18 protein-coding genes are annotated in these 22593 nt (G+C 64.2%); 11 read left to right on the top strand and 7 right to left on the bottom strand.

Annotated features, from left to right (window positions below):
- Positions 1-15: 15 nt before the first annotated feature.
- Positions 16-1416 (bottom strand): MFS transporter, encoded by a 1401-nt coding sequence (locus SO180_RS01310; protein ID WP_449377039.1) that lies wholly within the window; start codon positions 1414-1416, stop codon positions 16-18.
- Positions 1417-1715: 299 nt separating this feature from the next.
- Positions 1716-2222: a YciE/YciF ferroxidase family protein gene (locus SO180_RS01305; RefSeq protein WP_449377038.1), complete on the bottom strand. Its 507-nt coding sequence runs from the start codon at positions 2220-2222 to the stop codon at positions 1716-1718.
- A 425-nt stretch (positions 2223-2647) separates the two neighbouring features.
- On the opposite strand from SO180_RS01305, the gene SO180_RS01300 reads away from it, so the two are divergent.
- The 9 genes from SO180_RS01300 to SO180_RS01260 all read left to right on the top strand — a co-directional run bounded on the left by SO180_RS01300 (position 2648) and on the right by SO180_RS01260 (position 15431).
- Positions 2648-3730, top strand: a complete 1083-nt coding sequence (locus SO180_RS01300) for a lysylphosphatidylglycerol synthase transmembrane domain-containing protein (RefSeq protein WP_449377037.1) — start codon at positions 2648-2650, stop codon at positions 3728-3730.
- Positions 3731-3842: 112 nt separating this feature from the next.
- A complete protein-coding gene (locus SO180_RS01295; RefSeq protein ID WP_449377036.1) occupies positions 3843-5789 on the top strand; it encodes an SGNH/GDSL hydrolase family protein in 1947 nt (648 codons plus the stop codon).
- Positions 5790-6092: 303 nt separating this feature from the next.
- Positions 6093-7445 (top strand): MFS transporter, encoded by a 1353-nt coding sequence (locus SO180_RS01290; protein WP_449377035.1) that lies wholly within the window; start codon positions 6093-6095, stop codon positions 7443-7445.
- 125 nt (positions 7446-7570) lie between these two features.
- Complete coding sequence (locus SO180_RS01285; protein WP_449377034.1) at positions 7571-8476, top strand: LysR family transcriptional regulator; 906 nt, start codon at positions 7571-7573, stop codon at positions 8474-8476.
- 188 nt (positions 8477-8664) lie between these two features.
- Positions 8665-9609 (top strand): 5-dehydro-4-deoxyglucarate dehydratase, encoded by a 945-nt coding sequence (gene kdgD / locus SO180_RS01280; RefSeq protein ID WP_449377033.1) that lies wholly within the window; start codon positions 8665-8667, stop codon positions 9607-9609.
- A gap of 26 nt (positions 9610-9635) precedes the next feature.
- Positions 9636-10979: a glucarate dehydratase gene (gudD, locus tag SO180_RS01275; protein ID WP_449377032.1), complete on the top strand. Its 1344-nt coding sequence runs from the start codon at positions 9636-9638 to the stop codon at positions 10977-10979.
- Between the two features lie 78 nt (positions 10980-11057).
- A complete protein-coding gene (locus SO180_RS01270) occupies positions 11058-12506 on the top strand; it encodes an aldehyde dehydrogenase family protein (protein WP_449377031.1) in 1449 nt (482 codons plus the stop codon).
- 126 nt (positions 12507-12632) lie between these two features.
- Positions 12633-14174, top strand: coding sequence for a galactarate dehydratase (gene garD / locus SO180_RS01265; RefSeq protein WP_449377245.1), 1542 nt, complete (start codon positions 12633-12635; stop codon positions 14172-14174).
- 51 nt (positions 14175-14225) lie between these two features.
- Positions 14226-15431 (top strand): mandelate racemase/muconate lactonizing enzyme family protein, encoded by a 1206-nt coding sequence (locus SO180_RS01260; RefSeq protein ID WP_449377030.1) that lies wholly within the window; start codon positions 14226-14228, stop codon positions 15429-15431.
- A 57-nt stretch (positions 15432-15488) separates the two neighbouring features.
- Here the strand turns inward: SO180_RS01260 and SO180_RS01255 are convergent, their stop codons facing one another.
- From SO180_RS01255 to SO180_RS01240, 4 genes are all read right to left on the bottom strand, one after another.
- Complete coding sequence (locus tag SO180_RS01255; protein ID WP_449377029.1) at positions 15489-15710, bottom strand: hypothetical protein; 222 nt, start codon at positions 15708-15710, stop codon at positions 15489-15491.
- Positions 15707-17224: a CYTH and CHAD domain-containing protein gene (locus SO180_RS01250; RefSeq protein WP_449377028.1), complete on the bottom strand. Its 1518-nt coding sequence runs from the start codon at positions 17222-17224 to the stop codon at positions 15707-15709. The genes SO180_RS01255 and SO180_RS01250 overlap by 4 nt, the downstream gene beginning before the upstream one ends.
- A gap of 222 nt (positions 17225-17446) precedes the next feature.
- A complete protein-coding gene (locus tag SO180_RS01245) occupies positions 17447-18160 on the bottom strand; it encodes an outer membrane protein (RefSeq protein ID WP_449377027.1) in 714 nt (237 codons plus the stop codon).
- A 22-nt stretch (positions 18161-18182) separates the two neighbouring features.
- Entirely contained in the window at positions 18183-19871 is a 1689-nt protein-coding gene (locus SO180_RS01240) for a hypothetical protein (protein WP_449377026.1), read from the bottom strand.
- Positions 19872-20118: 247 nt separating this feature from the next.
- Between SO180_RS01240 and SO180_RS01235 the strand changes: the two genes are divergently transcribed.
- Both SO180_RS01235 and SO180_RS01230 read left to right on the top strand, forming a co-directional pair.
- Positions 20119-21102 (top strand): AraC family transcriptional regulator, encoded by a 984-nt coding sequence (locus tag SO180_RS01235; RefSeq protein WP_449377025.1) that lies wholly within the window; start codon positions 20119-20121, stop codon positions 21100-21102.
- A gap of 280 nt (positions 21103-21382) precedes the next feature.
- A complete protein-coding gene (locus tag SO180_RS01230; protein ID WP_449377024.1) occupies positions 21383-21652 on the top strand; it encodes a hypothetical protein in 270 nt (89 codons plus the stop codon).
- Positions 21653-21774: 122 nt separating this feature from the next.
- Here the strand turns inward: SO180_RS01230 and SO180_RS01225 are convergent, their stop codons facing one another.
- Complete coding sequence (locus SO180_RS01225) at positions 21775-22125, bottom strand: hypothetical protein (protein WP_449377023.1); 351 nt, start codon at positions 22123-22125, stop codon at positions 21775-21777.
- Between the last annotated feature and the right edge of the window lie 468 nt (positions 22126-22593).

The following is a 22593-nucleotide window of genomic DNA, read 5'->3' as shown; positions in this document are numbered from 1 at the left end:
GCAGCATACTCAGGGTTAACCATCGGCTGCCGCGCTATGCCATATCGCCGTCGCGGCCAGCAGCAGGACAGTTGCCGCAATGATCAGCGAAGCGTGCAGGCCGGTCATGAAGTTCCCCGCAACCAGTGAGCCGAACAGCGCAACGCCGAGCACGCTGCCGGTCTGCCGGGTCGCATTGAGCACGCCGGCCGCGATGCCCGAGCGGGCCTTCTCAACGCTGCCGAGCAGCGTCGAGGTCAGGGGTGGCACCAAAAGGCCGAGGCCGCCGCTGATCGCGATCATCTGCACGGCGATCGCCCAATAGCTGGTGTCGGGAGTCATGCCGAGCATGCCGAGGCAGCCCAGCGCCGAGACGCCCGCGCCCACGATCATGGTCCTGCAGGCTCCGATGCGCTCGGAAATGCGCGGCGCCAGCAGATTCACCGGCAGCACCGCGCCCATCATCGGGACGAAGGCAAGCCCGGTCCACCAGGCCGACAGTCCGTTGACCTCCTGGAAGTAGAGGCTGAGCACGAAGATCAGGCCGTAGATCGCGACGTTCACGAGCAGGCCCACGAGTGAGGTCAGCGCGAACATGCGGTTGCCAAACAGCGACAGCGGCAGCATCGGCTGCGCCGTGCGCTGCTCGCGCCAGACGAACAGCACGGCCAGGACGGCGGCCGCGACGAAGGCCGCGATCACGGCAGGATGCGACCAGCCCTTCGCGCCGCCTTCGATGATCGCGCCGGCGAGCGCGCCTAACGCGCCGATTGCCGCGCACTGGCCGGGCAGATCGATCTCGCGCGCGAGCGAGCGCGTGGTCTCATCGGTGTAGCGCCAGGTCAGCCAGAGGCCGACCAGCCCGATCGGCAGGTTGACCAGGAAGATCGCCCGCCAGCCGACCAGCGTGATCAGGCCGCCGCCGACGAACGGCCCTGCGGTTAAGGCAAGGCTGGCGCCTGCGGCCCAGACCGCGACGGCGCGGCCGCGCTGCTTCTCGTCCGGATAAGCGTGGTTGAGCAGGGCTAGCGAATTCGGCACCAAGATCGCCGCCGCCAATCCCTGGATCAGCCGCGCGCCGATCAGGACGATGGCATTCGGCGACAGCGCGCAGGCGAGCGAGGCCGCGGTGAAGAGGGCGAAACCCGCCATGAAGACGCGCTTGGCGCCGACGCGATCGCCGAGCGCGCCGGCGGTCAGGATGAAGGCGGCAAAGGCGATGGTGTAGGCGCTCACCACCCATTGCAGCTCGGCGACCCCGCCGCCAAGCGCGGTACCCATGGCATGAAGCGCGGTGTTGACGATGGTGACGTCGAGCTGCACCACGCCATAGCCAAGACTCATAGCCGCGAGTGTCAGCGAGGTGGCAAGGCGCGAGCGCTGCGTGTTTCCCGAGGACGCGTAGTCGATATTGGTATGGGCTATATTGGTCCGCATGCTGCCATCCCGATTGCAGCCCCATGCGAAGGATACAGGTCTAGCCCCAAGCATGATTCGATACAGGTCGAATTATGAATGCTGAGTTATTCGCTTGAGGAACGAATTCGCCACCTCTCGGTGTCATCGCCCGCCTTTATGCGCGCTTGCGCACTGGGGCGGGCGATCCGGTATTCCAGAGGCGGTGCGGTATACTGAGGCGCCGCGGCATACTGGATCCCCCGCCCTCGCCCTCGCGGGGAGACATCTCGCGAAAACGCCGCGCTCGACTTCTGCGGCGCTGTCGCGACGACGTGGGCCTAGCTCGCCGCGCGCAGGTTCACCTTGGTCTCGGCGATCATGGTCAGCTTCTTGTCGGTCGCCTTCTCTTCCTCCAGCGTCTTGGCGAGCACCGCCGCGCAGTCATTGCGGCCGAGCTGCTTGGCCCAGGCGATCAGGCTGCCGTAGCGGACGATCTCGTAGTGCTCGGCGGCCTGCGCGGCATTGATGAGGGCCGCATCCAGCACCGCCTTGTCTGCGACCTCGCCGGCGGTGTCATTGGCTTCCTCGATGATGCCGTCGATCGCCGGGCAATCGATCGCCTTCACCTCGACGCCATGCATCTTGAACACCTCTTCCAGCCGCTTCACATGCTGCTTGGTTTCATCGAGGTGCGTCAAAAAGCCCTGCTTCAACTGCGGATCGGTCGCCTTATTTGCCATTTTCGGCAGCGCCTTGGTGAGCTGCTGCTCGGCGTAATAGATGTCCTGCAATTGATGCACGAACAGGTCGTTCATGCTCTTGATGTCCTTGGTGAACAGTCCCATCGTTCCAATCCTTGCGCTTCGGGAACAGAGCGGCGCCCGCCTGCGTGCGTACAGGCCGCCATCGCGCCGTGTTCGGTTGTTGATACGGCGCTAACCGAGACACACGAGGGACGTTCCGAAGGGATTGAAAACCTTGAGCTGGAACAAGGCGAACCGCGCTGCGGTTTGGCAAAATGCTGGCAACGATACGGCAATGTCGCGACTCGTAATCCTTAACGCGCGGCAATGTGTAGGACGTATGACAAAAAGGGCTATCCCAGCGCAGAAGCTTCCGTTGTCAAGGGCTGCACAAAGCGCTGTTTTTGCCTTAAGGAACTAGGATATGCCTTGCGATCAGTGCCAACCTTCGGGCGCGATCGCACTCGATCAGCTCCCAGCTCGATTGGGTAGGCTTTATGGTTAAGTGTGCCCCGCCGGGAGGATGAATGCAGGACGTGCTGCCCGCGATGAAACGCGGCTTCAAGAGATGGATCGGTTGGCGTCGGCTCGGCATTGCCGCGAGCGTCATGATCATCGCCTTCGCGATCACCACGCTGGTGCGCACCCTCAAGGGCATCGACACCGGCGTCATCCTGACCGCGTTAACCGAGATCCCCCGCGGCAACATCGGCCTTGCGGCGCTCTGCGTCTTTTTCGCTTTCTGTACGCTGACCTTCTACGACTTCTTCGCACTGCGAACGATCGGCAAGAAGCACGTCCCCTACCGCATCGCAGCGCTGTCCAGCTTCACCTCCTATTCGATCGGCCACAACATCGGCGCGACCGTCTTCACCGGTGGGGCGATCCGCTTCCGGATCTATTCGGACTACGGGCTGAATGCGATCGACGTTGCAAAGATCTGCTTCCTCTCCGGACTCACCTTCTGGCTCGGTAACATCTTCGTGCTGTCGATCGGCATGGCGATCCACCCCGATGCCGCGTCCGCGATGGACCAGCTCCCCTCCGCGATCAACCGCCTGATCGCCTTTGGCGGCCTCGCCTCGATCACCGCTTACCTCGTATGGCTGTCGATGGGGGAGAAGCGCCGCGAGCTCGGTCAGAAGGGCTGGAAGGTGGTGCTGCCGTCGGCGCCGCTGACGCTCGTGCAGATCCTGATTGGCGTGGTCGATCTCGGCTTCTGCGCCATGGCGATGTACCTCCTGGTGCCGTCCACCCCGCCGATCGATTTCATGTCGCTCGCGGTGGTGTTCATCCTGGCGACGCTGCTGGGCTTTGCCAGCCACGCCCCCGGCAGCATCGGCGTATTCGACGCCGCCATGCTGGTAGCGCTCCCCGAATTCGGCCGCGAGCAGTTGCTCGCGACCCTCCTGGTCTTCCGCATCCTCTATTTCATGATCCCGTTCGGCCTCGCCATTTCCATCATGGGAGCGCGCGAACTCTGGATGAACGTCGTGGAGCCGTGGCAGGAGCGCCGGCGGCTGGCTGAGGCCTGCGCGCAGGCCAACCTGCCCAAGCAGGTGACGCAGATGGAGCGCGAACGGTCGCTGCGGCAGGCCAGCAAGCGCTAGACGGAGGCAAAACCCTGGACGGCAAGAGCTAAACCGGTCAGACAAACGTCGAAGGCGGGGCGAGGAAGCCTCTCTTATTTCCGCCTCAACTTTGACGTTGAAAGCGCGGGCTATGATCCGAGCCAACCTCCGCACCTTCCTCGCCGGCGCCCTGCTTGCCGGGATGTTAGGCGCTTTGCCGCCTGAACGCGCTGCCGCGCAGGACGGCAGCCTCCAGATCACCTGGGAGGTGCGCAACCGCTTCCGCCTGTTCCGGGAGGAGCGCGACTTCCTTCTCCACGTCGAGAACGCCCGCAACCGCAGCATCCTCGCCGCCGAGCAGTCGCTGGAGATGCAAAGCGAGGGCCGCGGCTGGGCCCGCAACATGGTCAACCGCCTCTGCATCGACCTCCAGGGCAGGGTCAACCAGCCCTGCACCCGCGACAACGTCAAAGAGAACTACATCACCCCGATCGACCACCCGGTGACCGTGCGCCTGACCGGCGCCGTGCCGGTCGGCGCCACCTGCGCCTGGTCGTTCGACGACGGCGACGGGCCGCAGGCCTCGACCTTCGACTGCGCCGAGCCGGTGAACCTGCGCGTCCGCTACGGCAAGCAGACGGTGGCGACCGTCGACGTCTCCTCGGGCTCCGACCCGACCCAACGCATCCAGACCGAGATCCAGGTCCGCGACATCTTCGTTGCGGGCTTAGGCGACAGCATCGCCTCCGGCGAGGGTAATCCGGACCGCCCCATCGCGCTGTCCGACGACGGTTTCTGCTTCCGCTCCTATCTCGGCACCTCCGGCGGACAGTACTACCGGCCGAGCCGCGCCGGCTTCAAGGGCGGGCGAGCCTGCGAGGCGCCGGACACGCTCGCCAACTGGCAGCGCTACGGCGCACTCTGGTTCAACGCCGCCTGCCATCGCTCGCTCTACAGCTACCAGAGCCGCACCGCGCTCGCGCTTGCGGTCCGCTATCCCCACATCGCCGTGACCTATCTGCCGCTCGCCTGCACCGGCGCGAGCATCAGCGACGGGCTCTTGGGCTCGCAGCGTGCGCGCGAATGCCCGCCCGGCAAGAGCGGCACCTGCCAAACCAGCGTCAATGCGCAAGTGGCCGAGTTGCGCGAGGCACTCACTGCGGCGAGGAAACGCCAGCCGGACCGCAGGCTTGACCTCGTGCTGCTCTCGATCGGCGCCAACGACGTCTATTTCTCCGGCCTCGTCGCCGACGTGATCGTGGACACCGCGACGGAACGCGCGCTGTTCACGCGCTCCGGCGTGATGGCTGGTGTCGACGATTCACGCGATGCGCTCGCGCGCGAGCTGCCCAGGAATTTCGTCAAGCTGCGCGAGGCCCTGAAGCCGCTGGTCGACGGCGACCTCTCGCACGTCGTCTATGTCTCCTACGCCAATCCGGCGCTCGCGGACGGCGGCGTGCCGTGCCGTGGCGGCCGCGCCGGCTTCGACATCCATCCGGCCTTCAACGCCGATCCGCAGCGGCTCGCCCGGGTCTCGACCTATGTCGACACCGAATTCCTGCCGCAGCTCAAGGGACTCGCGACCTGCACGCAAGGCGCGCTGTGCCGCGATCCCGAATCCGATCGCATGACCTTCGTCGATACGCACCAAGGTTTGTTCGCCGACCATGGCTTCTGCGCGCATTCAGGCTCCGACCCCGAATTCGACCGCGCCTGTTTTGCCGAGAACGGCCAGAGCTTTAACCCTGACATCGTCACCGCTGCGAGCCAGCCGATGCTGTGCGGCCGCGGCGCCTCCGAATATCGCGCCTACCTGCCGCGCGCCCGCTGGATCCGCGACGCCAATGACAGCTACTTCGCCGCAATGACCTATCCGCAAGGCCTGCCCGCCGCGAGCCAGCCGAACGACATTCACGACGCCGCCTGGGGCGTGCTCTCCGCCGTCTATGGCGGCGCGGTGCATCCGTCCGCAGAGGGCCACGCCGCGATGGCGGACGCGGCCCTGCCTGCCGCAAGCACCGTGCTCGGCCTCGACGCCGTGCCTCCCGGCTTCACCCGCGGCCTGCTGGCGCCGTTGCTGCCAGGCCTGCAGCGGTAGGCGCACTGCAAGCACACTCTCGGTGTCATCGTCCGCCTTTGTGCGCACTTGCGCACTGGGGCGGACGATCCAGTATTCCAGAGGCCGTGACGAACGCGGATAAGCCGAGGCGTAGCTTTCGCCGGGAATGACAGCAGTGCGTGTGGCTACGATCTCTCGCCCGCGACGCCTTCGTTTCCGCGGCCCTGCCGTTCGATCAATCCAAAAACGGTATCAATCGATACTCCCTTCAACTTGGCACTTTCGTGGGCGCCACTCTAGGAATCCTCTCGAGGAAACATTCAAATTCGAGGAGGCGCGCGCATGAGCGCAGTGGTGTCCGCAGCGGACGTGAAGAGGTCCCGCGTCAGGCTGTTCATCGTGACCATGTTGTTCCTGGTCACCACCGTCAATTATGCCGACCGCGCGACGCTGTCGATCGCAGGTCCCGCACTCTCCAAGGAGCTCCATCTCGATCCCGTCGCCATGGGCTACATCTTCTCGGCCTTCGGCTGGTCCTATGTGATCGCGCAGGTGCCGGGCGGCTGGCTACTCGATCGCTACGGCTCGCGCATCGTCTATGCCTTCAGCATCATCGTCTGGTCGCTGTTCACGCTGATGCAGGGCTGGGTCGGCTTCCTCGGCGCTGGAACCGCGGTCGCCATGCTGTTCGCGCTACGCTTTCTGGTCGGCATCGCGGAGGCGCCCTCCTTCCCTGCCAACGCCCGCATCGTGGCGGCCTGGTTCCCGGGCAATGAGCGCGGCACCGCATCGGCCTTCTTCAATTCCGGGCAGTATTTCGCAACCGTGATCTTCGCGCCTCTGATGGGCTGGATCGCCCATGATTACGGCTGGCGCTACGTGTTCTTCGTGATGGGCGCGCTCGGCGTCGTCATGGGCCTGGTCTGGATCAAGACCATCTACGGCCCGAAGGAGCACCCTTCCATCAACGAGGCCGAGTTCGACTACATCAGGGAAGGCGGCGCGCTGGTCGATCTCGACGCGCCCAAGGACGATCTGAAAGACGAGCGCGCACCGGACTCGGGCCCGAAATGGGACCACATCCGCCAGCTTCTCTCCAACCGCATGATGCTCGGCGTCTATCTCGGCCAGTACTGCATCAACACGCTGACCTATTTCTTCCTGACCTGGTTCCCGGTGTACCTCGTCAAGGAGCGTGGGCTGTCGATCCTGCAGGCGGGATTCGTCGCGACGCTGCCGGCCTTGTGTGGCTTCATCGGCGGCGTGCTCGGCGGCATCATCTCGGATGCGATCCTGCGCAAGACGGGCTCGCTGACCATGGCGCGCAAGATCCCGATCGTCGGCGGCATGCTGCTGTCGATGGCGATCATCGGCTGCAACTATGTCGATGGCCAGGCGCTGGTGATCGGCTTCATGGCGCTCGCCTTCTTCGGCAAGGGCATCGGCGCACTCGGCTGGGCGGTCGTCTCCGACACCTCGCCCAAGGAAGCCGGCGGCGTTTCCGGCGGCCTGTTCAACACCTTCGGCAACCTCTCCTCGATCACCACCCCGATCGTGATCGGCTACATCGTGGCCGCAACCGGCTCGTTCAACGGCGCCCTCGTCTTCGTCGGCGTCAACGCGCTGGTCGCAGCGTTCGCCTATCTCGTGGTCGTCGGCCAGATCCAGCGGGTCGTGCTCAAGCGTTCCTCCTGAGCGCTCCGGCAAAAGCGGAGCAGACCAGGCAACTTACGGCGGCTTCACGGCCGCCGTCTTTGTTTCGGAGGTCATCGATGCTAGAAGTGCCGGGGAAACGCCTTATCCATCTAAGGCCAGTATCGATGTTCGACCTCAACCAACTCCGCTGCTTCGTCACCGTGGCGGAGGAATTGCATTTCGGCCGCGCCGCCGCGCGGCTCAACATGACCCAGCCGCCGCTGTCGCGGCAGATCCAGGTGCTCGAGCACATCATCGACGCACCGCTCCTGGAGCGCACCAGCCGCTCGGTGCGCCTGACGCCGGCCGGACGCAGCTTCCTGCCTGAAGCGCGGCGTATTCTGAAGCTCGCGGAGAGCGCCTCGCAGGTCGCCCGCCGCATCGCGCTCGGCAAGACCGGCTCGGTGAAGATCGGTTTCACGGCCGCGGCCGCCTACGGCTTCCTGCCCGAGCTCGTCGCCGCCTGCCGCGCAAAACTCCCCGAAGTCGACTTCTCGCTGAAGGAGATGGTCTCGGGCGACCAGTTCGAGGCGCTGGCTTCGGGCCAGATCGATGCCGGCCTGCTCCGGCCGCCGATCGCGCGGCCGGAGCTTGCGAGCCGCCGCGTCGTCGCCGAGCCCCTGCTCGCCGCGATCCCGAAGAAGCACCCGCTGGCGAATGCCGAAAGCGTCACCATCAAGGACTTCGACGACCAGCCCTTCGTGATGTATTCGCCCTATGAGAGCCGCTATTTCCACGACCTGCTGGTCGCGCTCTTCACCCGCGCCGACGTGCTGCCACGCTATGTCCAGCACTTGAGCCAGATCCACTCGATCCTCGCCATGGTGCGCGCGGGGCTCGGGCTTGCCATCGTGCCGGCGGCGGCCGCGAGCCTGAAGATCTCCGACGTCCGCCTGCGGCCGCTCAAACTCCGCACGCGCATTCCGGTCGAGCTCTTCATGGTCTGGCGGCGCGATGACGAGAACCCGCTGCTGTCGGCACTGGTGAAAATCGCAGGCGAATTGGCCGCGTCGGAGACCATGGAAGATTGATGCTGAATTTGTATCATTCGATATAGGATTTGGCTTGGACGCGCATCGAACGGTCTCTTAAGTAACGGCCCATGGACGCGCGTCTACAGCGCGACCTCCGAGACATCGGACGCCACACCGCGCGTCCTCCAAAACATCCGGCGCGCAGGTCCGCGCGCCGCCTTCAAAACCCAGAGGGAGCAGCGCCCATGAGCAAGATGACCCCGCAGGAGATGGCCCAGAAGATCGGCTCCGGCCTCCTGTCCTTCCCCGTCACGCCGTTCAAGGCGGACTACTCCTTCGACGAGGCGACGTACCGCGCCAACATGGACTGGCTGTGCGGCTATGACGTCGCTGGCCTGTTCGCCGCCGGCGGCACCGGCGAGTTCTTCTCGCTGACGCCGGCCGAGGTTCCGCAGGTGGTCAAGGTCGCCGTCGACGAGACCAAGGGCCGCGTGCCCGTGCTCGCCGGCACCGGCTACGGCACCGCAACCGCGCGCGAGATCGCGATCGGCGCGGAAAAGGCCGGCGCCGACGGCCTGTTGCTGCTGCCGCCCTATCTCACCCATTCCGAGCAGGACGGCCTCGCCGCCCATGTCGAGGCGGTCTGCGCTTCCGTGAAGATCGGCGTCATCGTCTACAACCGCGACAATGCCATCCTCCAGCCCGACACGCTCGCCCGCCTCGCCGAGCGCTGCCCGAACCTCGTCGGCTACAAGGACGGCATCGGCGACATCGAGCTGATGACCCGCGTCTACACCAAGCTCGGCGACCGCCTGACCTATGTCGGCGGCCTGCCGACAGCCGAGACCTTCGCCCTGCCCTATCTCGACATGGGCGTCACCACCTATTCATCGGCCGTGTTCAACTTCGTGCCGGAGTTTGCGACCAAGTTCTACGCAGCCGTGCGCAAGCGCGATCACGAGACGATCAATGCAGGCCTGAAGAACTTCATCCTGCCGCTGATCGCGATCCGCAACCGCAAGAAGGGCTATGCGGTCTCGATCATCAAGGCCGGCATGAAGGTGATCGGCCGCGACTCCGGTCCGGTCCGTCCGCCGCTCACTGATCTCAACGAGCAGGAGATGGCGGAACTCACCGCGCTCGTGCAAAACCTGCCCGCCGCGCAATCGGCACAACAGGCAGCAGAATAACGAAAGACAAAAGGGAGGAGCAGAAGATGGTCGAGAGCGGAATTTCCGGCGCGCCAATCGTCACGTCGATGCAGGTGATCCCGGTCGCCGGCCGCGACGGCATGCTCCTCAATCTGAGCGGCGCGCATGCGCCGTTCTTCACCCGCAACATCGTCATCCTCACCGACAACTCCGGACATACCGGCGTCGGCGAGGTGCCGGGCGGCGAAAAGATCCGCAAGACGCTGGAAGACGCCCGCGATCTCGTGGTTGGAAAGACGGTCGGCGCCCTCAACAACATCCTCGCCGACATCCGCACCGCCTTTGCGGACCGTGACGCCGGCGGCCGCGGCAAGCAGACCTTTGACCTGCGCGTGATGATCCACGCCGTGACAGCGGTGGAATCCGCGCTGCTCGACCTGCTCGGCCAACATCTGGGCCTGCCAGTCGCAGCGCTGCTCGGCGAGGGTGAGCAGCGCAAGAGCGTCGAGACGCTCGGCTATCTCTTCTTCGTCGGCGACCGCCGCAAGACGAGCCTCGCCTATGTCGAAGGCGAGAGCGGCAAGCCGGATTGGTTCAACCTGCGCCATCAGGAAGCGATGACGCCCGAGACAATCGTGCGGCTCGCGGAAGCGACCCACGATCACTATGGCTTTGCCGATTTCAAGCTGAAGGGCGGCGTCTTGCGCGGCGAGCAGGAGATCGAGGCCGTCACCGCGATCGCCAAGCGTTTTCCCAATGCGCGCGTCACGCTTGATCCGAACGGCGCCTGGTCGCTCGATGAGGCGGTCAGCCTCTGCAAGAACATGCACGGCATCCTTGCCTATGCCGAGGACCCCTGCGGCGCCGAAGCCGGCTTCTCCGGCCGCGAGATCATGGCCGAGTTCCGCCGTGCCACCGGACTGCCGACGGCAACCAACATGATCGCCACCGACTGGCGCCAGCTGTCTCACGCATTGAGACTCGGCGCGGTTGATATCCCGCTGGCCGACCCCCATTTCTGGACCATGCAAGGCTCGGTGCGCGTTGCCCAGACCTGCCGCGACAACGGACTGACCTGGGGCTCGCACTCCAACAACCATTTTGACATCTCGCTCGCCATGTTCACCCATGTCGGCGCCGCCGCGCCCGGCAAGGTCACCGCCATCGACACCCACTGGATCTGGCAAGACGGCCAGGCGCTCACCAGGGAGCCGCTCCAGATCAAGGGCGGCAAGATCGCCATTCCCGACAAACCGGGCCTGGGCATCGAAATCGACCGGGCAGCCATCGAAGCCGCGCATGGCCTCTACAAGCAGCATGGACTCGGTGCCCGGGATGACGCTATTGCCATGCAGTACCTGATCCCCGGCTGGACGTTCGACGACAAGCGTCCTTGCCTCGTGCGCTAAAAACTTCAGGCATGATCCCGGAAAAGTGGACACCGGTTTTCCGATGAGGATCATGCCCCTTAAGTATGGAGGAAAAAGATGACTGCGATCCTGAAGAATTTCATTGGCGGTGAATGGGTCGACGGCTCCGGCATCACCAAAAACATCAACCCCTCCAACACCAACGACGTCGTCGGCGAATATGCCAAGGCCGACAAGGCGCAGACCGAGAAAGCGATTGCGGCTGCCAAGGCCGCCTTCCCGGCCTGGGCGCGCTCGACGCCGCAGGAGCGCTATGACGCGCTGACCAAGATCTCGACCGAAATCCTCGCCCGCAAGGAAGAACTCGGCCGCCTGCTCGCCCGCGAGGAAGGCAAGACCCTGCCCGAAGGCATCGGCGAGGTCGCCCGCGCCGGCCAGATCTTCGCGTTCTTCGCCGGTGAAGCGCTGCGCCTGATCGGCGAGAAAGGCGCTTCTGTCCGTCCCGGCCTCGAGGTCGAGATCACCCGCGAGCCCGTCGGCGTCATCGGCATGATCACGCCCTGGAACTTCCCGATCGCGATCCCCGCCTGGAAGATCGCGCCCGCGCTCTGCTACGGCAACACGGTCGTGTTCAAGCCCGCTGAACTCGTGCCGGGCTCCGGCCATGCGTTGTCCGAGATCATCACCCGCTCCGGCATTCCGGCAGGCGTGTTCAACCTCGTCGTCGGCTCCGGCTCCGTGGTCGGCCAGACGCTGCTCGATCATCCGGACGTCGCCGCGATCTCCTTCACCGGCTCGGTGCAGACGGGACGCAAGATCGCGCAGGCCTGCGTGCTCTCCAACCCCATGAAGAAATTCCAGCTCGAGATGGGCGGCAAGAATCCGCTGGTCGTGCTCGACGACGCCGACCTCAAGACCGCCGTCGAGGTCGCCGTCAACGGCGCCTATTTCTCGACCGGCCAGCGCTGCACGGCCTCCTCGCGCCTGATCGTCACCGAAGGCATCCACGACCGCTTCGTCGCGGCGGTGGCCGAGCGCCTGAACGGCCTGTCGGTAGACGACGCACTCAAGGCTGGTGTCCATATCGGCCCGGTGGTCGATCAGAGCCAGCTCGATCAGGACCTGCGCTATATCAAGATCGGCCAGGACGAAGGCGCCAAGCTCGCCTGGGGCGGCGAGCTGCTCAAGCGCGAGACCCCGGGCCATTATCTCCAGCCGGCGCTGTTCACCGAGGCCAACAACAACATGCGCATCGCGCGTGAGGAGATCTTCGGCCCCGTCGCCGCCGTCATCCGCGCCAAGAACTACGAGGAGGCGCTGGCGATCTCCAACGACACCGAGTTCGGCCTTGCCTCCGGCATCTGCACCACCAGCCTGAAATACGCCACGCATTACAAGCGCAACAGCGAGTCCGGCATGGTGATGGTCAACCTGCCGACCGCCGGCGTCGACTATCACGTGCCGTTCGGCGGCCGGAAGGGCTCGAGCTACGGCGCGCGCGAGCAGGGTTCGTACGCCCGCGAGTTCTACACCACGGTGAAGACCGGCTACACGTTCCCTGGCTGATAGGCCATCGTCGCAGGGTGGGCAAAGCGAAGCTTGCCCACCGCTTATGTTCGGGGTGAAGCATGGTGGGCACGGCGCGTCGCGCCTTTGCCCACCCTACGATTTCAGTTCATGAGGCAAGAGCAGATGGACCAGTCAGTCGCAGCGAAAGAACAGCCTCTCTACGTCAAGCTCAACGAGCGCGACAATGTCGCGATCGTGGTCAATGATTTCGGGCTCCCCGCCGGCTCCCGCTTTGCCTGCGGGCTGACGCTGCGCGCCTTCGTGCCGCAAGGCCACAAGACGGCGCTGGTCGATATCGCGCAAGACGCGCCAATCGTCCGCTATGGCGAGGTGATCGGCTACGCTCTCTCGCCGATATCAGCCGGCGAATGGGTCGATGAGGCGCGCATCCGCATGCCGGAAGCCCCTGCGCTCGACAAGCTGGAAATCTCGACCGCCGTCCCCGCTCCGCTTCCCCCGCTCGAAGGCTATACCTTCGAAGGCTATCGCAATCCGGACGGATCGGTTGGCACCAAGAACATTCTGGGCATCTCCTCCTCCGTGCAATGCGTCAAGGGCACGATGGAATATGCGGTGAAGCGCATCCGCGCCGAGCTGTTGCCCAAATACCCAAACGTCGACGACGTCGTTCCCCTCACCCACGCCTATGGCTGCGGTGTCGCCATCGCCGCGCCGGACGCTGTCGTGCCGATCCGCACGCTGCAAAACCTCGCGCTGAACCCGAATTTCGGCGGCGAGATTCTCGTTATTAGCCTGGGTTGCGAGAAGCTTGCGCCCGAGCGGCTGGTGCCAGAGGGCGTAAACGACGCCATCGTGCGCATGCAGGATGAAGCCTTCGACGGCTTCGGTGCGATCGTCGGTGCGATCATGACGCAGGCCGAGGCGCGCCTGAAAATCCTCAACACCCGCAAGCGCGAGACGTGCCCCGCCTCCGATCTCGTCATCGGCCTGCAATGCGGCGGCAGCGACGCATTCTCCGGCGTCACCGCCAATCCTGCCGTCGGCTACGCCGCGGATCTGTTGGTGCGCGCCGGCGCCACCGTGATGTTCTCGGAAGTCACCGAGGTGCGCGACGCCATCCAGCTCCTCACCCGCCGCGCCATCAACGAGGACGTCGGCCGCGCGCTGGTGCGCGAGATGGCCTGGTACGACTCTTACCTCGCCCGCGGCGGCGCCGACCGCAGCGCCAACACCTCGCCCGGCAATAAAAAGGGCGGCCTTGCCAACATCGTCGAGAAGGCACTCGGCTCGGTCGTCAAGTCCGGTTCGAGTGCAATCGCAGGCGTGCTCTCGCCCGGCGAGAAGGCGACGCAGAAGGGCATGCTGTTCGCGGCAACGCCCGCCTCCGACTTCATCTGCGGCACGCTTCAGCTCGCCTCCGGCATGACCCTGCAGGTTTTCACCACCGGCCGCGGCACGCCCTACGGCCTCGCCGCCGCCCCCGTGATCAAGGTCGCGACGCGCAGCGAGCTTGCGCGGCGCTGGAAGGATCTGATCGACTTCGACGCCGGTCGCATCGCCACCGGCGAGAAGACCATCGAGGAAACCGGCTGGGACCTGTTCCGCCTGATCCTCGACGTCGCCAGCGGCCGCACGAAGCCGTGGTCGGATCGCTGGGGCATCCACAACGACCTGACGCTGTTCAATCCCGCGCCCGTGACGTGACACCGCCGCGTCGCGCCGGCGACAGGACAGCAACAATCAAGAGGACTCTCAATGTCCCGTATCACCGCCTTGCGCACCATCCGCATCGACGAGCGGCCGAACTTGATCTGGGTCGAGGTCGAGACCGACGAAGGGCTTACCGGCCTCGGTGAGAGCTTTCGCGGAGCGCAGGCGGTCGAGGCAGCCGTGCATGAGCTTGCGGCGCCCCTGGTGCTCGGCCAAGACTCCCGGCGGATCGAGGCGATCTCCCGCCAGTTGCTAACGCCCTATCTCGGCTTTCACAGCGTCAGCGCAGAGGTCCGCGCGGCGAGCGCCATCGACATCGCGCTGTGGGATATCAAGGGCCAGCGCCACGGCATTCCCGTGCACGAAGCGCTCGGCGGCGCGAGCCGGCTGGAGATTCGCGCCTACAACACCTGCGCGGGTTATGCCTACAATACCAAGAGCGCGAAACGCCGCGAGATCGGCGCTGACGATGCCGCACTCGGCCCCTATGACGACCAGATTGCCTTCATGCGCGACGCCGGCGCGCTCGCCGAGAGCCTCGTGAGTGAAGGCTACGGCGCGATGAAGATCTGGCCATTCGATCCCTTCGCCGCCAATGGTGGCCACTCGATCACGCTGACCGATCTCAAGACCGGCCTCGAGCCGTTCCGCAAGGTCCGCGCTGCCGTCGGCAACCGCATCGACATCATGTGCGAGCTGCACAGCCTGTGGGGTGCCCACACCGCCGAACGCATCTGCCGCGCGCTCGAAGATTACGGCGTGTTCTGGGTTGAGGATCCGCTCTGCAAGATGGACGACGCGCAGGGCCTCGCCGATCTCAGGCGCCGGGTGAAGACGCCGATATGCGGCAGCGAGACGCTTGCGGGTGCCGCAAGCTTCCGCAACCTGCTTGCGTCGGAAGCGCTCGACGTGGTGATGCTCGACATCGCCTGGTGCGGGGGCCTGAGCGAGGCGCGCAAGATCGCGGCACTTGCAGAGGCCTACAACAAGCCGGTCGCGCCGCACGATTGCACCGGCCCGGTTGCGCTGATGGCGGGCCTGCATCTCGCCCTCCATGCGCCAACCGCGATCTTCCAGGAGGTCGTCCGCGCGACCCTCTCCACCTGGTATCGCGATCTCGTGACGGAGCTTCCCGTCGTCCGCAACGGCATGGTGTCGGCGCCGCGCGGTCCCGGCCTCGGGCTCGCGCTCAATCCCGACTTGCGCGAGAGGCCGGACGCGACGGTACGCGAGTCCAAACTCGGCGCGTGATCGGCTCGCGACCGTACCTCTGTCCGAGGCGCAGTCAGGATGCGCGATGGCGTCGTCTCAGTATTTCGCCACCACCGGCGTGTTGAAATGATAGTTCAGCCCGGAGCGGAAGATGTGCTCCTGGAGCTGGCTGGTGTGGGCAAACACGAACAGACCGAAATTGTTGGTGTCGACAAGGGTGGTCCTGACATTGCCGTAGGCGACACCGCCGGTCAGGTAGACCAGCGAGGAGCCAACCGAATAGCCGACGCGCGCCCGCGAAGTGCCGAACCAGTTCATCCGCTGATCGGCTCCAACCCCCGCACTTCCCTTTCCGCAACCTTCACCAGCGGCTTGACCGCCTGATCCTCCCGGCCGAGTACCACGCCCGAAGCAAATGCACGCGCGCGCCCCTCATGGCGTGGCGCCCGCGCCTTGAGCGCTGCGTCGACAGCCAAGTCGCGATGCGCGACGAAATCGTTGAGCGAGCCAAGCGCGTTTTGAATCTTCTTCAGATGCCTGGACAGCCCTGCCATCTGCTTCCGTTCGCGCCTGGACTGAAAAAGACTTTCGAAGAACTCGAGCGCATATCTGATCTTCTTGGCCCTGATGCGCAGCTTGTGCCGTTCCCGGGCAGACATCTCGTCGAGATGCCGACCCTGCTTGCGCAGCTTCCTGATGCGGCGATGCAGCAGGTTGCCGGCGAATTTGCCGATCGGCGCCTTGGCATCTTTTGTCGCAATCGTTTGGTCGGCCTCGATCCATTGCAGCGTATCGACCAGCAGGGACCGGTAGCGCGGCGCATTGACGGCTTCTCTTGCGCGCGCGAAGGCGCGCTCGCGCCTGGCACGGAACTCTTTCTTGATGGCCTTGCCGCCCCTGCGCAGCAACAGATCGCGCGTGGCAGGCTCGATATTCTCCGTCACGAAGACATCGAGCTCACGCGCGGGCGCGAGTTCGTTGGTCAGCCACTTCAGTTCCTGCTTGATCCTGTTCGTGCCCGTCCCGGACAGGATGTTCGAGAACAATGAGATGGCCGCGCGCAGGCGGCGCAATCCCACTCGCATCTGGTGGATTCCTTCCGGATCGCCATTGCGGACAGCGTCGGCATTGCCCGAGAAATGGCGTGCCGTCGCGCGACCGATGGTCCGGAAGGCTTCGCCGGCCCTCAGGTCGGCATTCAAGGCGATACTTTCGGCGGACAGAACCGGATGTTCCTCGCCGCGCGCCAGAGCATAACCGCGATCCGATTTCGATCGCAGATCGAGTTCGGCTTGCGATTTCCGTTCGATCGACCTTGCGACGCGGAACAAATCAACGAGCCGGCCGCTCTTGAGTTCCAGTTCAAGCTCCTCGACCGGGCTGGAGCGCTGCGCAGCGACAATATGTCCGCGATCAATGGCGAGTTCGATCTCACTTCTCCTGGTACGAAGCGGCAACGTGATGCGGTGCACCGATGTCTCGAACACGGGCTTCAGCTTGCGACGCAACTTCCCGGATGCAAACGGCTCGAGCGGAGTGCCCTGCACCTTGTCGAGGTTCGGCGCACCGTTTTTGATCTCCGTCTCCCATTCGCCGCGGCCGAACTGCGCACCGTTGGCCGATTTGACGGTCTGGATGTGCTTATCACCGTCATCACGCACGCGAAGCGTGAGGCCATGCCGTTTCAGCTTGTATTTTCTGGTATCAAAGTAGGTCGACACCAGATCGTTCTCGGATCGCGGTCCGATCTTGCCGCCAGCCATGCGCCCGTTCGCCAATGCCTTGCAATGGCGCACCGGCACGCGGAATTTCAGTTCCGTCTCGACAGCCATCCTGTTCGGACCCGTACGCTGCGACAGGTAACGGACGACAAGCGGTTAAGTCCCGCTCGAAATGCGCGGCCATGCAGGCACGCACAAAAAATTGCCGCAAGTCGGATAATCGAGCCGGTCCGAATCTGTTCCGTCTCGGACGATTGCTCAATCGAGCGAAATGCCGGCAGCAAGATTTTGCTACCGGCATTTCAATACGAGTCAGGCCTGCGCGTCTTGCAATCAGTATCGCGCCGTCACTGGTCCGTCCGAGCCGAAATGGTAGTTCACGCCGAACCGCACCAGGCTGACATTGCGTTCGGTCAGCGTGCCGTACAAATCCGACGGCGTCGTCGTCGTGAACGAGGGGATGAAGAGATACTCCGCCTTCGCCGACCATTGCGGCAGGAACATCCATTCCAGGCCGCCGCCGACCACCGCGCCCCGCACACCATCCGTCTGGGAGTTCTCTGCGACAGAATTGTTGGCCTTGAGTCCGGCGAACGCAATGCCGCCGGTGATGTAGGGCATGAACTGGCCGAATGCCACACCCACACGGCCGCGGCCCGTGTGCAGCCACGTGATTCTCGTCCGGCACGGAATTGGACCTGCGCAACCACCTTTCGACGTATTGCCGTCGATGTCGGCCGCCGAGAGGTCACCCTCGACGCCCACGACGAATGAGCCGAACTGCCAATCGTATCCAACCGTGGCACCGGCGATCCACCCGGTCTGACCGAAATCCCCGGAATCACCAAAGCCGCCGCCGAACGTGAAGTTTGTCTGCTCATGGCGCGAGGTTCCGCGACCCCAGCCGCCGGCGACGCCGACATGGAATCCGGTCCGTGGTGCGACAGTCGCGACCTGCGCATAGGGCACCGCCGCGAGATCGGCCGCCGCGGCTTGGCCGGCGATCAGGCCCAACAGCGAAGCGAGGGCAATTACATGCTTGATCATTGGTCTCATCCTCGTATTTCGCCTAATTGCCGGGGAGTTGGTAGCGCAGCTCGGTGAAGAACAGGTGCGTATGCGCCTCAGGCGGCGCGCCGTTGGCTACGAACCAGGGCTCACGCCGCAGATAGGAGTATTGCGCAAGGCCCGTGATAGCGCCGTATTGCGGGTCAGCCCAGAAGGTGTGCTTGAGATCAAGCGTCCACTGTTCGATCTGCTTGTTGGCGGCATTCGACGATTGCGGATAGCCGAAGCCGGCATAGCGATTGGGCGACGGGTTGGTGGGATCCAGGAAGTAGTTGTTCTCGAAGAACGCCTGACCGTAATAGGCCGACAGGACTGTTGGCTGCAGCACGCGCCACTCGAAGCCAGCAAGATAGCCGTACGAGCGAACCGTCGAAAGCGCGGCAGAGTACGTCGCCGGGCCGCTACCGGTCACTGTCGGCACGAGGTCAGGGCCGAGCGCTCCAAGGTAACGGCCACCGCCATCGCTCCAGAACGCGTTGCCCACGAGTGCAAAGGTCTTGAAGAATTCGAGATTGCCCGCAACCGTTGCCGCCCAGCCATTCGTATCGTGCCAGACCCAATTTGAGATACTCTGCTCCAGGCTGTTCGCCCGGAAATGCCGCCACATGCCGGCTGCCTCGAGATGCAGCCGCGTCCCGGACCATACGTCGCTGTCGTAGGCTGCCTTGGCGACCACATCCGGCATCCGGTTCGGCGTGCCGGGAATTGCGCCGGTGTCGAACTGATTGCCGAGTTGCGCATTGAAAGCGAACGGGTAGACCACCTCGTTGCTACCAACGTACTGCTGCGGATTTTCGATACCGGCACCGATGGTGAAATTCGGTGTCGCGTGCCACGCGAAGTGCGCCGCCGCCTGGCGCGCCCAGGGTAGGCCGACCTGGAAACTCTGGTCGATATTGTTGGTCAGGAAAATGTCCGAGGGATCGGGACCCATGCCGTGGCGGTTCGGCGTCAGCCAGCTATAGGTCTGGCCAAAACTCGTCTCGAACTGGCCCGCCTTCACGTCGGCATAGGCTAGCCGCATCCGAAAGGTGTGGCTGTTCGAATTGACGAACGTGTTCGCCGGGTCGTTGCCGTTGAAATCGCCCTCGAAATAGCCGGTGAGATCGACACCCCTGATGTTGCCGTGCGCGCGCAGACCGAGCACGGTGTTCTGCGCCGACAGCCGCGTCTCGGTGTTGTTGCCGCTGACGGTGTTGTTGAACGGAATCGCGCCGAAATTGGTCGTGGTCGCATTGCCGGTATTTGTATTGCGGCTGACGCCCGTCAAAGCGAGGTAGCCGACGGGCGCGATCTCGAAGCCGCCGACCTCGAACGCCGCCGCCTTGCGCGGCATCGGCGCAGAGCCGGCAGGCGTCGCGGCCGGCGGCGGCACGACGGACGCCGCGGCTGGGCGGGCGTCCGTTGCGGCCACGCTCACCGGCCGCGTCCTCGATTTCAGCGCCTGCATGTCGCCGTCGGCAAGCACCCCCTTCTTGCGCAGGATTGCCACCAGGCGATCGCCCTGCTCGGCAGGTGGCGCGGAGGTAACCGCCCTCGCCTCGCTCGATGAGATCACGCCCTTGCTGGCAAGCAGCGAGAGCAGGGCCTCGGTATCGCCGGCCATGACGGATGTGTCGCCACACGCAGCAAACGCGGCGACCGCCGTCGTCGTCAGCAGCGCCTTGCGAATCCCGAGCCCCAACCTCATTCCAACTCCTCCAGAATCAGCTTCGATCGCGTCAACGTCGACGCGAGAGCGAACAGCTATCCGCACGAGGCCGTCACGTGCTCGGACTGGAGAGAACTGGTTGGGACTGATGCGAACTCATCTGACGCTTTGGTGACAAACGATGTATTGCGGCCACACTGACCATCGCGATTGAAATGGCGCCGGAATTCGTTATCAACGCGGCCAAGCCATCGAACTGCCGGACGGTAGATCACGACTACGCAGCATGACCTCGCCTCCTCCGTCCTTCTCTCCCGTTCAGGCATCGACTGATGCATTTCCGGCCCGCCAGCGTCTTTCGATGTGGCGCGAGATATACGGCCGCAACATCGCCAACGTCGACATCGAGACCATCAGCGACCAACCATTTCATGCCAGCGTGACGTTCCAGGGCCTACCCGGCGTCGGGTTGGTCTCGGGATCGCGATCGCCTGCGCATTATCACGTCACGCGGCAACACCTTGCCCGTGCGAGGGACGGCTTCGCATTGTCCATGCTGATGAGTGGAGCCGCCACGACACAGCAACTCGGTCGCGAAATCATCGGCCGGCCCGGCAGCGCTTCGGTGATATCGGGTACTGATCCATCCGCGAACACGATGCACAGCTTCGGCAGCTTTATCACCATCGTGCTGCCACGGCCGGAGGTCTCGGCCCTGGTCCCGGATCTCGGCGCGGCCTATGCGCGACAGATCCCCGCCGAGAACGGCGCGCTACTGCTCCTGATCCGCTACGTGCAGACCTTGTATGAGAATGGCCCGCTCGACGATGTCGGACTGGCGAAGGTCGCAGCGAACCACATCGTCGATCTCGCTGCGCTTGCGATCGGCGCCAATGCCGATGCGGCGCATGAGGCGCAGCAACGCGGTGTTGCAGCCGCGCGGCTGCAATCGATCAAGGCGGAGATCCGCAAGCATCTCGGCGACGGCGATCTCTCGGTTGCGGCGCTGGCCTTGCGGCACGGCGTGACACCGCGCTACGTCCAGAAGCTGTTCGAGCGCGACGGCACCACGTTCTCGGAATTCCTGCTCGCTCGCCGGCTCGAGCGCGGATTGCAGATGCTGCGCGATCCTGCATTTGCGTCACATACGATCAGCGCGATCGCCTTCGAGTGCGGCTTCTCCGACATCTCCTATTTCAACCGGACCTTCCGACGCGCCTTTGGAGCGACGCCGTCCGACATCCGCATGGCGGCGTTGCGGGGACGCTGATGCGAGACTTCCCGTGAGGGATTGCGATGACCTCATGCCGACATGACGGTGCGAAAAGTAGAGACTTGGCGCGGAACGCATGATGAAGCCGAAGCCTGTTCGCTCGCGAGCGGCTTCACGAAACAGTCCTGAAACATAACAGCGGAGCGTTTCCGAATCGCTTCGTCGCGCTTCGTATGCGCAACCAAATATCTTGGCTCACGTTTGGCAGATCTGCGAACCTGCACCGGTGTCATCGCGACCAATCCTCCGATTGGTTATCTTCCCAAGGAGAATGGGTATGCGGATTCTTTCGATGATTGCCGTTGCCGGCATGACGATCGCCAGCACCGCCGGAGCATTTGCCGGCGAGCTTCCCTCCTACGAAGTGAAGTCATTTCCGATTTCGGCCACGCAGGTCCAGGTGCTCGGCGCCGCCGACGTTCAGGAGCAGACCTCCACGCCGACGCTAACCGTCCAAGGCATGCCCGCCTCGCCTGCGCAGATCGCCGTGCTGTCGCCGCGCGTCAAGGTGCTCGCGAGCGCGACCGCGACGAGCGAGCAGCGCTAACTCACACGCTTTCATTCCGCGGCTCGCGAATCGCGATCCCGACTCTCACCTCACTTCTCCGGATTCCGGGGTCCGCGTTCCCGCGTCACCCCGGAAACGACGCATCACCGCGCGTTCCATGCTCAGGTCATGCTGCCCGGCATGAAGCAGCGGACGCGCGGATGGCCGTCGACATAGTGCTTCCACACCATGGTCCTGCCGATCTTGTTCGGCTCGGTGATGACGGCACCGTCAGGCACCACGACCCATTCGTCGTCGATGTGCACGCGATAATGGCCGTTGTCGGATTCCCAATCGACGTCGGCGATGACGTAGCCGTCGGCGTCCGAGCAGCATTGCCCGTATTGGCTGTGCAGGCTCTCGAACCAGGGCTTGAGCGGCGAATGGGCATAACGCCCGTCGTCGCGCGCGAACGCCGACGTGGCGAGCGTGATCACGCCAAGCACGAGTGCGGTACAATGTCTTGCAAACATTCCTTCGTCTCCGCGGGTCGGTGTCCGCCGCGGGGCGCAAGCGCCGCTATTCGTCCGCCACGAACCGCGGCAGACGTGGAGAAATAGCGATTCGCTCCCCCAGCAGCTTTCCCGACCACTATGCAAAACCGGCGCCAAAGCGCATTCCGGGGAACTACTGTTGGGGACATCGACGGCATGCGTCTTTGGACTCATGTGCCCGCAGTCAAACAGGACTGCATTCCCATCACGCGGCTAGGCCGCGAAAACGAGACTGCACGTCTGCGATTGGAAATGTAGATTGGAAGATGCGATGGCGGACCTTTCGCCGTCATTGCGAGCTCAGCGAAGCAATCCAGATTATCTCAACGGATGCATTTCTGGATTGCTCACATGGGGAGTTGGTGTGTCAAGGTGGTTGGTCAGCTCTTTGTTCGATTGCAGGCCAGCTCTTCGTCCCGACCGTTGGAGTGTGAAGATGGCGCGCGC

The organism is Bradyrhizobium sp. UFLA05-112 (assembly GCF_053572325.1).
The sequence above is the reverse complement of the archived record's forward strand: the minus strand, read 5'-3'. Positions and strand labels throughout refer to the sequence as shown.